This is a genomic window from Pseudomonas sp. IT-P218 (assembly GCF_949767605.1).
Classification (GTDB): Bacteria; Pseudomonadota; Gammaproteobacteria; order Pseudomonadales; family Pseudomonadaceae; genus Aquipseudomonas; species Aquipseudomonas putida_AE.
Genome location: NZ_CATKQQ010000088.1, coordinates 213,017 through 224,403 on the forward strand (window position 1 = coordinate 213,017; position 11,387 = coordinate 224,403).

At 57.7% G+C, this 11,387-nt stretch carries 11 protein-coding genes; 6 read left to right on the forward strand and 5 right to left on the reverse strand.

What is annotated here, in order from left to right:
- Nucleotides 1-21 precede the first annotated feature (21 nt).
- Both ACM6I6_RS28715 and ACM6I6_RS28720 read right to left on the reverse strand, forming a co-directional pair.
- Entirely contained in the window at nucleotides 22-1,374 is a 1,353-nt protein-coding gene (locus tag ACM6I6_RS28715) for a DUF1329 domain-containing protein (protein ID WP_414921109.1), read from the reverse strand.
- A gap of 24 nt (nucleotides 1,375-1,398) precedes the next feature.
- A complete protein-coding gene (locus tag ACM6I6_RS28720; protein ID WP_323627957.1) occupies nucleotides 1,399-3,051 on the reverse strand; it encodes a DUF1302 domain-containing protein in 1,653 nt (550 codons plus the stop codon).
- 455 nt (nucleotides 3,052-3,506) lie between these two features.
- Here ACM6I6_RS28720 and ACM6I6_RS28725 point away from each other — a divergent pair, with 455 nt between their 5' ends.
- Complete coding sequence (locus tag ACM6I6_RS28725) at nucleotides 3,507-4,193, forward strand: GntR family transcriptional regulator (RefSeq protein WP_323627956.1); 687 nt, start codon at nucleotides 3,507-3,509, stop codon at nucleotides 4,191-4,193.
- A 72-nt stretch (nucleotides 4,194-4,265) separates the two neighbouring features.
- On the opposite strand, the gene ACM6I6_RS28730 is transcribed toward ACM6I6_RS28725, so the two are convergent.
- From ACM6I6_RS28730 to ACM6I6_RS28740, 3 genes are all read right to left on the reverse strand, one after another.
- On the reverse strand, nucleotides 4,266-5,912 hold the full coding sequence (locus ACM6I6_RS28730) for a bifunctional 3-(3-hydroxy-phenyl)propionate/3-hydroxycinnamic acid hydroxylase (RefSeq protein ID WP_323627954.1): 1,647 nt from the start codon (nucleotides 5,910-5,912) through the stop codon (nucleotides 4,266-4,268).
- A 92-nt stretch (nucleotides 5,913-6,004) separates the two neighbouring features.
- Nucleotides 6,005-6,565 carry a VOC family protein gene (locus ACM6I6_RS28735; RefSeq protein WP_323627953.1) on the reverse strand — a complete coding sequence of 187 codons (561 nt, stop codon included), beginning with the start codon at nucleotides 6,563-6,565 and terminating at the stop codon, nucleotides 6,005-6,007.
- A gap of 41 nt (nucleotides 6,566-6,606) precedes the next feature.
- Nucleotides 6,607-7,458, reverse strand: a complete 852-nt coding sequence (locus ACM6I6_RS28740; RefSeq protein ID WP_414921110.1) for a fumarylacetoacetate hydrolase family protein — start codon at nucleotides 7,456-7,458, stop codon at nucleotides 6,607-6,609.
- A 127-nt stretch (nucleotides 7,459-7,585) separates the two neighbouring features.
- On the opposite strand from ACM6I6_RS28740, the gene ACM6I6_RS28745 reads away from it, so the two are divergent.
- The 5 genes from ACM6I6_RS28745 (at nucleotide 7,586) to ACM6I6_RS28765 (ending at nucleotide 11,145) form a co-directional block, all read left to right on the forward strand.
- Nucleotides 7,586-8,167, forward strand: a complete 582-nt coding sequence (locus ACM6I6_RS28745) for an amino acid synthesis family protein (protein WP_323627951.1) — start codon at nucleotides 7,586-7,588, stop codon at nucleotides 8,165-8,167.
- Between the two features lie 58 nt (nucleotides 8,168-8,225).
- Nucleotides 8,226-9,341: an alcohol dehydrogenase catalytic domain-containing protein gene (locus tag ACM6I6_RS28750; RefSeq protein WP_323627949.1), complete on the forward strand. Its 1,116-nt coding sequence runs from the start codon at nucleotides 8,226-8,228 to the stop codon at nucleotides 9,339-9,341.
- A 69-nt stretch (nucleotides 9,342-9,410) separates the two neighbouring features.
- Nucleotides 9,411-9,962, forward strand: a complete 552-nt coding sequence (locus ACM6I6_RS28755; protein WP_414921111.1) for a cupin domain-containing protein — start codon at nucleotides 9,411-9,413, stop codon at nucleotides 9,960-9,962.
- A 38-nt stretch (nucleotides 9,963-10,000) separates the two neighbouring features.
- The gene (locus tag ACM6I6_RS28760) at nucleotides 10,001-10,573 is read left to right on the forward strand and encodes an NADPH-dependent FMN reductase (RefSeq protein WP_414921112.1); all 573 of its coding nucleotides are present in this window, start codon (nucleotides 10,001-10,003) and stop codon (nucleotides 10,571-10,573) included.
- Nucleotides 10,574-10,635: 62 nt separating this feature from the next.
- On the forward strand, nucleotides 10,636-11,145 hold the full coding sequence (locus ACM6I6_RS28765) for a DUF1097 domain-containing protein (protein ID WP_414921113.1): 510 nt from the start codon (nucleotides 10,636-10,638) through the stop codon (nucleotides 11,143-11,145).
- Nucleotides 11,146-11,387 lie beyond the last annotated feature (242 nt).

Below are 11,387 nucleotides of genomic sequence, written 5' to 3' on the forward strand. Positions count from 1 at the left end.
TTGAACAAGTAGTTGCGAGGCTCAGCGCACCGATCCGGATGCTACCGAGTTACCGGTGAAGAAGTTCTCGGGCTTGCGCGGTATGACGCTGTAGGTTTCGCCGTTGAGACCCTGAACGACGCTGTAGGTCTTGGCTTGCAGGTTGTAGATCACCACGGGTTTGACCACCACCGCCGGAATGGAAGGCACTACGAATGGCAGCACCTGGGACACGCGCCACAGCTTGCCTTCGGCGTCATAGCCGTCGACCAGCGACACCGTCCAGCTGTCTTCATCGATGAAGAATTTGCGCTTGGGCACGGCATGGCGTTTGCCCGGGGCGACCGTAGCCTCCAGCTCCCAGACGCGATGCAACTCCCAGCGCACCTTGTCCGGATTGATGTGGTTGGCGACAAAGGCATCTTCGCGTTTTTCGGCGTTGAATTTGTTGTCGTTGTACGGGATGTACATCTCTTTCTTGCCGACCAGCTTCCAGTCATAACGATCCGGATGACCGATGAAGCCATGCACCTCATCGAAGTAGTTGGCACCGGACGCGACGAAGTCCGGGGTGTCGTAACCCACGGTCGGGGCGCGGCGCACTCGACGCTGGCCGACCAGATACTGCCAGGCTTCCCGAGGTTCCTGGGCGTTGATACTGTCGTGTGTCACCAGGGATTCGCCGGCCTTGAACGGGGGTTCGTTGGTCAGGAAACGCAGCAGCGCATACTGCCCGTTCCATTTGTCCACTGCGCCGTCTTTGAAGTAGTACGGGTATTGCCAGTTCTCGACGCCACGGCTGGCCAAGGTGCGAGTGCCGTCGGCATTGCCGATGATGTTGGTGTAGCCCATCTGGATGGATTCGGCCTCGACGCGCAGCAGGAAATTCCAGATGACCTCATTCCCGGTTTTCGGAATCGGGAACGGAATACCGCCATAACAGCCCTCCACCGACAGGCCGTTACTGGTGGTCTTGCACCGAGTCGCGTTAGCGAAGGTGTTCTGATAAACGCTGTCGGGGGCCGCGGCAGTTCGATGGGTCGGGTACACATCAAGGTGGAAGGTCTCGGGGTATTTGGCCAGCAAGGCTTTGGTCCCTTCACTCAACTTGTCCGAGTACTGCGCCGCGTTTTTCGCAGTGATCTGCAACAGCGGTTTTTCACCTGGGAACGGATCGACCGGCACATCGCCGAATTTGGCCCCGGCCACGTCCTTGGTCAGCCCGCCTGTCCAGGCCGGAATCGAGCCATCGGCATTGCCGGCTTTTTCTGCCCCAAGGGGGGTCAAGCTGGTCTTGAGCTTCGCCGCCTCGTCAGGACTCACCGCCGCAAATGCGCTGTTGGCGCACAGGGAGATCGACAGGGTGGAAAGCAACAGCAGTTTAATTTTTGTCATTATCAGAGCCCGCCTGTTCTTTGCTTAAAAAGTTCGCTGGATCGAGAACGCCACGAAGTCCCGGTCCTTCATGTTTTGCTGGTAGGTGTACGAATTGGAGGCGTCGATGATCGGTCCGGTCTCACCGAAAAAGTTGGTGTAGGTCAGCGAGGCGTACCACTGTTTCTTGTAATCTGCCTTGAGGCCCAGGGTCAGGTCCCCGCCGTGTTCCGGGCCGAACGCCTGGGGCGTGACCGAAGAGCGCCCGGAGGGGTTGTAGCCGACGGTGACAGGGGCCTGGATGTCGATGCCAGGAAAGACCTGGAAGTATTGCGGTTCGAAAGTGAAGCGCAGGGCAAAGGCATCGCGCGTGCTGTTGGGCTCCAGCTGATCGGCATTTTTGGTCACGCTCAGTCGCCGGTTGAACGCCAGCTCACCGATCAACGATGCACCATCCCACAGCGCCGAGCCTCCGTAGACATTGACCATCGACACCTGGGCATGCCACGACCGGCCAATGGGATAGGCCGGGTTTGAATCGTTGTCGGAACCCAAGCCGGTAATGATCGTGCCGCCGACGCCGGCTAACGGCGTATCAACCCGAATCGAGGTTTCACCGGCAATGTTGGCTTCGCCGACCAGGGTGCTGAAACTCGCGCCAAAGACCTTGACGTCTTCGGGATACACGTTGACGAAGGTGTCATCGGCACCGGGGACCAGCGCGGCCGGGCGGAAGTAGAACACCGGGGTCTTTTCGTGATACTTGGCGGCGTACAGGCCGAACTCCCAGTCCTCGACAGCGAATTTCAGCTGTGCACCAAACTGCCCTGAATCCTTGGCATCGATGTCTTTGCCATGGCGCAGCTCGCCGGTAGGGAAAAACACCCGCTCCCCGCCTTCGCCGACAAAATCCGCACCGCTGAAATAGCTGCCAGCCGCAGGAAGTCGCGTCTTGTTCCACTTGAACTGGTAGTAGGCGCCGATGCTGACCGTATCGTTGAGCTGCCAGTTGCCGGAGACCTGCTGGGTGGGCATCAGGATTTCCTTGAACTGCGAGCTAGGTACGGATTGAAGCTTCACCAGGTCGACAGTGGACTGCGCATTGGCAATACCATTGGCTCCGTAGAACAGGCTTTCACCATAGATCTGGGTGAACTGCCCCAACCGCCCAGACAACGAAGTGCTGCCGATTTCCCGGGAGCCATAGACAAAGGCATCGAGGATTTCAGTGTGCTGTTCGTGGATGCGCCGGGTGTCGCTGGTGAACTCGTCGTACTCGACACTCAACGAGTTGGCGGTGCCGGGCGAGTCGTTGTCGTTATCGTGGCTGTAGACATCGTCGTACCAGGAGGCCGCGCTGAGACGGGCACCAACGTCCTTGTACTTGATGTCGAATTCGGACAAGACATCCAGCCGATTGGAGATCAGCCCGCGGTCAAAATTTCGATCACCGTCGTCCAGGTTGGGATTGCTGTTGTTTGTTCCTGGGCCGACCGCGACTTTGTGATCGAGTTTGTTCACGCGCCACGCGTTGCTGTACTTGATGGTGTTGTCCCAGGTCGCCGAAAGATCCGGGTTCCCCGTGTCGATCTGAAAGGCCTGCGATGGCGTCGAGAGGCTCAGTAGTACCGTGGCGCCGACTGCACAGGCGAGGCTCGAAACCGGCAATGGGCAGAGCCACTGGTTGGCTGTTTTCATGAAGATGTTCCTGTTTTTTTGTTTTTGTAAAAGGTCATCCACTCGCAGCGTTTGGCTGCGAATACCACGGGTGTTGCGGGGTTTCTTCCCTATGCGTTCCGGTCAGCTTCAAGAGCCGAACCATCTGTGCGTAAAATATGTTTTATTGCATTTCAAATGACTTTGTGCACAAAACGTAATCCTGCACAAATTCAATGTCAAGCAGATTCGGGAACCTATTTCGGATGATTGCGGCGGTCGGGCGGTCCATGGAGGCCGCAAAGGCGCGAGCATTGAAATGGATGGCGAGAAGGCGTTAGGAGGCAAAGGCCCGGTCTAGAGCGCCGGAAAAGTCTGCTCTTCAATTTTTCCCTTGCGGCGCAAGAAAATTTGTGCGCAAGGCGATATTCATCCTTTGCACCAAACAACTTTTTGCGCATAAAATCCGTTTAGTGCAAATTCCAGGATGACCGACCATGATCCCCTCCCCCAACAGTCCGCTGATCGAAGTCGCATTGACGAAGATGAAAAAGGCGATTGTTTGTTGCGAGCTGGCCCCCGGCGAAAAACTCAAAGTCGCCGAACTATCCAAAACCTACGGGCTCAGCAGTTCCCCTATCCGTGAGGCGCTAAATCGCCTGACGCAGGACGGCGTCGTCGAAGCCAGCGACAACAAGGGGTTCAGGGTTGCTCCGATTTCCACCACGGACTTTCGCGACATCACACGTATGCGCTGTCTACTGGAATGCGAGGCGTTGGGCGATGCCATCGAATACGGCGACGATGCGTGGGAGGCCGATGTGCTCGGCGCATTTCACCGCTTGAATCTGATTGAGAAAAAGCTGGGAAGTGGCGTGCTCGTACTCGACGATGAGTGGTCTACCCGGCACAAGGCTTTCCACTTCGCGTTGTTTGCGGCGTGCCCATCACAATTGATGCTGAAGATGATTGACTCGCTCTTCGACCGGGCCGAGCGCTACAGACGTTTCTCTGCCAAGCAGCGAATCCGCCAGAGGCATAAGGGCAACGAGCACCAGGACCTGATGGATGCGGCGCTTGCACGCGATGCAGACAAGGCGGTGACGCTGCTGCGCAACCACATCCAGGACACCCTGGAGCGAACCATCGAAGCGATAGAGCGCCAACAAGCCACGCTTCAATAACGCGATTGCAAAAAAAGTCCTTCGCCCTGCAACTGCTTTCGTGGACAGTGCAAGGCGAAGGACTTTTGTCCGTTACTGGCTCTGTACCTGCGCAAACCTGATCATCGGGTCGCTGGTGCCACCCTCGCTTCGGGCAGCCTGTTCGGGCGTCTTGCACCACAGCGCCAGCTCCATTGCTTCCAGCAGCTCCATCGCCCAGGCAACGGTGACCGCCCCGCCATACACGTAGTGATCCGGCCGCACGATGACGACATTACAGCCTCGACGCTCAAGCCATTGCGCCAGCAATCCGTCGACCTCCTGGTAATCATCGGCGGTGCATGGGCCTGACTGTTCAGGACCGACCAATCGCACGACATGGATGGGCAGGCCTTTAAGCGATTGACTGCTGTGCAGGCACCTCAGTAACGCGCTGGCATCAAACCCTGGGGCAATGACCACCCGGAAGGACTGGCCGGTGAACTCATCCAGTAGCGCCTTCTTGCCGGCATGGTTAATGACCATCGGTTGCGGGAACAACTCACCGGCAGGCGCGACCTGGGAGACAAACCCCTGGGTCAATCCTGGAATCAACGATTGCCTGATCGTACCTGCGGGGTTCTCGGTCATTTGCTGGATCATCCGCGTGTCGCGGATCGCAGCTTTTTCGCTATCGCGTTCGCAGATCACCACACCGAACTCTTTGGCCGCCAAAGTAGTTTGGCGGACATGAGGAACCCGCTCGGCCTGGTAGGTGTGCAGGAATGCCGGCGCTGCCAGCCCTCCTTTCACCAGCGCGAGTTTCCAGACCAGGTTCAGTGCATCGCGAATCCCCTGGCACATGCCCTGCGCGAGAAACGGTGGCGTCATGTGTGCCGCGTCCCCAAGGAAGAACACCCGTTCGCACTGCCACTGCTCCAGGATCAGGGCGTGGAATCGATAAGCGGATGCTCGCCATAACTGATAATCGCCTTCAGGCAACCAGCGGGAGATGAGCTTCCTGATCGCTTCGGGCTGGGAAATTTCCGTTGGCTGTTCGTCGGGATTGATCATGAATTCCCAGCGCCGATGCTGCCCTGGCCCGACGACAAAGGTACAAGGCCGGGCCAGTTCACAAAACTGCACGTTGGTCTTCGGTAGATGCTCGCCCGCCCCTTCGTTGAGGATCACATCGACCACAAGCCACGGCTCATCGAAAGCCAGATCCTCCATCTTTAACCCTAGCCGGGTGCGGATCGGGCTGGTGCCGCCATCACAGGCCAGCACATAGTCTGCAGTGACCGTGCGCTCGGTCCCGTCCTTGGCCAGAATGCGTACCTCAGCTTGCGAGCTCTTGGAATCGACCGACAGAACTTCTGAACCGAGCTCCACAGTGACGGACTTCAAATCGGCAATCCTGCCGCGCAGTGCACGCTCGACGGGGGGTTGCGAGAACACATAGTTGGGTGCCCAGCCCAGCGCAAAAGGAGGCTTGGCGGCATCAATGCGCTTGATCAGCCGAGAACCCGTGGTGTGGTACTCCGAGGGACGATAAGGCATGACGTGTTCGGCAATCTTATCGGCCAGGCCAATGTTGCCAAAGACACGCATCACTTCATGATCAAAACCCATGGCCCTGGGGTTGGTGTACACCGTTTCGGACTTGTCCACGACATGGGCCTTGAGGCCCCACATGCCAGCCAGGTTTGCGCACAGGGCACCCACCGGACCCATTCCAACAATGATGACATCGTAGTCCATCGTCTACTCCGCTTTTTGTTTTATCCCGTGCGGCGCAGGGTTGATGAACAGGCCTGCGCGCGCCCATCAACCCTTCACAGATCAGCACATTGTCAACCGATTCGAACCCGCTGCTCTTCGATCTTCGCCCGAATGGAATTCTTCCATTGCTCTCGCGTCTGGAAGCCAGGGCGGCGCTTACACATGGCTTCGGTCTGGGCCAGGATGACCTCGCTCGGCAGTTCGAGATCAAGGGGTTCCTTGCAGGGTTGTGCGGTGTAGAACGGTGCATCGACATACATTTCGATGGGGTTGCCTTCAGGGTCTTTGAAATACATCGACCAGGCGTTGCCGTGGTCCACTTGTGCGATCCCTTCAATGCCGCTTTTTTTGGCGAACTGGTAGTAGGTTTTCAGGTCATCCAGCGAATTGAGCAGAAACGACAACTGATTGATCGGGTTGAAGGGCAGGTCGATGGGTTTACCATCGAAGAGCACGACCTGGTGATGCAACTCGGGATTCTGCGTCATGAAAAACAGCCGATGGCCCGTTGAGGCGACACCTTTGTCACTGACGATGAAACCCAAGGTGCGGCAGTAGAAATCGACCATACGATCGAGGTCTGCGCAAAACACGCCGGAGTGGGTGAAATTGATGGTCGGTAAGGCGGGCATTTGGAACCTCCAGATTCTTATGATTGTGCAGAGGACGACGCTCAGGCTTCGTCGATAACGCCGTTCGATAGCGTGCCGATCTCGGTAATAACCACTTCGAAAACGTCACCGGGTTTGAGAAAGATCGGCGGATTGCGCTTGAAGCCGATCCCGCTCGGCGTACCGGTTGCCAGGATGTCGCCCGGGTTCCATGACAGTGCTTTCGACACATAGGAAATCAGATGCGGAATGTCGAAGGCCAACTCTGAAAGACTGCCCTCCTGCAACTGCTCGCCATTGAGTACTCCCCTGACTACCAGCTTACGGTAATCGGAAATTTCCGAGGCCGGAATGAGCCATGGGCCCAACGCCCCGGTTTTCCTGAACGTCTTGCCCATGCCGTATTGGTGCGTATGGAATTGCCAGTCGCGAACGCTGGCGTCGTTGAAGCAGGTGTACCCGGCGACATGGTTCATCGCATCGGCCGGATCGATATGTGCCCCCCCCTTGCCGATCACCACCGCCAGTTCGGCTTCGAAATCGAACTGCTCTGACACCTGCGGCCGCACCAGTGGTTCGCCATGGGGCAGCAACGTTTCGGCGAAGCGCTGGAAAATCACCGGGAACTCCCCGACCTTTCTGCCGGCCTCCTCTGCGTGGGCTACGTAGTTGATGCCCACGCAAATCACTTTGCCGGGATTGGGTATGACCGCTTCCAGCTGAACGCTTGAAAAGGGGTAATCAGGTTGAGCGGCTTCTACTATCTTGCGTGCCTCCTGCAACAGGGCAGGCTCGGCCAGGAAGGAAGCGAGATCCGCAACCTGCGCAAATCGACAGGTCAGCTCGACCACCCCATCCCCGGACACGGCGCCGTAATGCGCCTTTCCCTCTTTGCGGTACGAAATAAGCTTCATCTTGCTCTCCTGTTTTTTATGCACAAAAACTAATTTCTTGCACCATACATCATTAAATGCATAATGCGGAAGACCGGTACAAAAAAATAACGAGCTGCATGAAGCTCTCGGTTCTGGAGATAACGGTATGTCGCTGGTGATGGTTCGCAAGATCAAGCTGGACGTCGAAGAGGTATTCCACGAAGGCGGGCCGCGCTCGTCGGTTCCCCTCAGGATAGCGGTCGCCACCGCCGTGGTCGCCAACCCTTATGCAGGTCGGTATGTCGAGGATCTGCTGCCGTTCATGCAGGAATTAAGGGGGCTGGGCGCGCAACTGTCCGAGCAACTGATCCACGCCCTGGGCGGCGCCGGGCATGTACAGGCTTATGGCAAGGGCGCCATCGTCGGCGAAGACGGCGAGTTGGAACATGGGGCGGTCTGGCATGAAGCCGGGGGCTGGGCCATGCGCGAAGCGCTCGGCAATCCGAAGGCGATCGTGCCGGCGGCAAAGACCATCGGCGGCCCCGGTTGCCGGGTGATGATCCCGCTCGGACACGTCCAGGCCGCCTATGTTCGTAGCCACTTCGGCGTGGCGGAAATGACCGTATGGGACGGCCCTCGTCGTGGCGAGATCGCTTTTGGCTTGGCCATGGCCACCGGCGGGAGAATTCATGCGCGACTGGGTGGCCTGGCCGCCGCCGACGTGAAGGGCGAAGACGGGTTGCGTTGAATGCCGAAGCTTTGAAGCTTGCACCACTACAAAAACAATATGTGTGTTGGAGAACATCATGACAGCAAAAACTATGCGCGCCGCACGTCTGTATGAAGGCGGTAAACCCATGGTCATCGAGCAAGTGGCCGTACCCGCAATTCGTCCGACCGAAGTATTGGTCAAGGTCAAGGCCTGCGGGATCGTGCCGAACCTGCACAACATCCTCACCAACTGGGTCAAATGGTTCCCGCAGAACCCGCTGCCGAAGCTCCCGGCGATTTTCGGGCTGGACCCCGCAGGTGTCGTCGAAGCCGTCGGCGCCCAGGTCTACGACTTCAAGGTCGGTGACCGGGTCTATGTCAACCCTGGCCGATACTGTGGTTCATGCCGGGCCTGCCGCGCAGGCAACACCATTGCCTGTACCGCCTATACGTTCAATGGCTATTTCGGCTTCACCCCCAAAAGCCCGCGCATGTTCGAAGACTACCCCTATGGTGGCCTTTGCGAGTACATCCCCGCACCGCAATACAGCCTGGTCAAACTGCCGGACAACATCAGTTTTGAAACCGCCGCACGCCTGGGTTACATGGGCACCGCCTACAAGGCCTTGCTCAAGGCCAACGTCGGCCCGGGCAGCACGGTGCTGATCAACGGGATCAGCGGCACACTCGGCCTGGGCGCCGCCGCGCTCGCGCTGGCCATGGGCGTTCGAAAGATTCTCGGCACCGCCAGAAACCAGGACCTGTTCCAGAAGGTGAAAGACCTGGCCGCCCCGGGCCGGATTGAAATCCATACCTTGGGTACGATTCCCACCAATGAATGGGCCTATGAAGTCACCCATGGCGAGGGCGTCGATGTGGTCATTGATGCCCTGGGCCCTGGCGCCCCCCATGAGAGCCTGACCCAGGCGCTGAAATCCCTTCATCGCGGCGGGCACCTGGTGAACGTCGGCGCCATCGCCGGCGAAGTCCCCATCGATCTGCACTGGATCATGGACAACGACATCCAGATCAGCGGATCGGCCTGGTTCACCACCGGCCAAGGCCAGGCTATGGCGGACATGGTTGAATCCGGAGTGCTCGATCTCTCGTTCTTCGAAAACACGGCTTTCCGCCTGGAGGACGTCAACAGCGCCATAACGGGTATCGAAAACCGTCATGGCGGCTTCAGCAACTACGTCATCTGCCCTTGATCAACTCCGGCGAGGGAAGCGGTTCGCCCTCCCCTCGCCAGCTCCCTGACTGCTCGTTGAGTACTCCACATGAAGATAAGAAGAATCGTGACCGGCCACGACGAACAGGGCAACTCGGTGTTCGTTTCAGATGACTTTGCCCCAAGGGCACAATCCTTTGCCTCGATACCGGGACACGCAATGGCGCAGCTGTGGACGACTCCCGCCCAGCCGACACTCCTTGAAAACGAACGCGACCCGACGCTTGATCATGCGTCACTGATTCCCCCTCAGGGAGGCACCAGCATCGCCATGTTCGATTTCCCACCCGACACCGTCATGCACAATCCCGCCGACGGCGCCCAAGCTTTTGACGAGTTGGGTGCCGCACTGCCCGGCCTGATCGAAACGTTCGAACCGGACAACCCCGGCATGCACACCACCGCCACGATCGACTACGGAGTCATTCTGGAAGGTGAGATGTGGCTGGAGCTGGATAACGGTCAGAGCCGGCTCGTCAAAGCAGGCGACATCGTCATTCAAAACGGCACACGGCACGCGTGGCGCAACAAAAGCAAACGGATTGCCCGCGCACTGTTTGTAATGATCGGTGCACCGCTCTCAGAGAAACAAACCGGGTAGCTTTGCTGATTATTCATCGCTCTGGTTCGAGGATTTCCATGACCACCGTCGCTTATCGTCTACTCGGTATTTCAGGCAGCCTGCGTTCACAGTCCACCAATACAGCGGTGCTCAAGACGCTCTCCACTCGATTGGATAATCGGGCAAGCATGAGCCTTTTCCCCCTGAACGATATCCCCCTGTACAACAGTGATCTGGAACAAGAGTCGTTGCCAGCCTCGGTGGTCATGCTGAAAGAGCAGATATCAAAGGCTGATGGCTTGATCATCTGCTCACCTGAATACAACTACGGCACCTCTGGCGTGCTGAAAAACGCGCTGGATTGGGCCTCGCGCCCAGGCTTCCAGTCACCACTGAAAAACAAACCGGTGCTGATCATGACGTCCTCGCCTGGCGTACTCGGCGGCGTACGCGCACAAGCACAGCTGCGAGAGACCCTATCGGCCACCTTGTCCAGGGTCGTTTGTAGCCCGCAGATTGTCATTGCGGGAGTCAATCAGAAGATTCATGACGGCCGCTTCGTCGACGAAATAACCATCGAATTCATGCTGGCAGCTGTCGATCATCTGGTAACCGAAATCAGGATGTTGGCGAGCGGTCCAGTCTCATAAAAGTGCCCGACAGGCTTTCCTCTACAAACTATCGATTAGGTGACATTGCCATGAGCCAATCCATGAGCATGAATCAATTCAAAGCCATTCTCGGCGAGTCGATTGTGGCTTGTCTCGCCGCTACCGTCTGTGCGCTGTTGATTGAGGGCCCGGTCTGGGCCATGTTCATTGGCTGGATCGCGTTTTTTACCCGCGGCATCACGGCGCGCGACGCAGCGATCAATCTGGCCTGCGTGCTCATCGGCCTGGCCATCGGCATCGTGGCCGGCATGGCCGGTGCCGCACTGGCCCCCCATCTCGGCGCTTGGAGCATCACCCCGCTGGTACTGGTTGTGACGCTGGTCGTGCTATCCCTGCAAATACTGCCCCTGATCAATAATGTGCTGGCATCCTTCCTGGGCCTGGTCGGCTACTTCGCCTCGCAGCTGACGGCGACACTCACCACCTTCGTCGAGCTTTCCACGGCCTCGACGCTGGGCGTCATCGCCGGGCTATTAGCCAGCCTGGTGAAAAAATACTATGACAAACGAAAGGCCAGTCCCAACAATCTCGATAACAAGATAACAAGATAACGCTACCTCATTAACGTTTGAGGCGCGGACGAGGCATATTGATCGGCAATAGAACCTGCATCTGATCTCGAGGCGCTGGAAGAGAGTTTGCGTATCAGTGTGCAAGCCGTTGACTAGGAAAAAATCCAACCCCTGCAGACCCTCCGCGAGAGGCAGCAATCGGCCCAAAAGCGGCCGTTGGGAGAGAAAATTCATGTAGTAAAAAACGGGCGCCTGTTTGGGGGCGCCCGTCGATTTATACC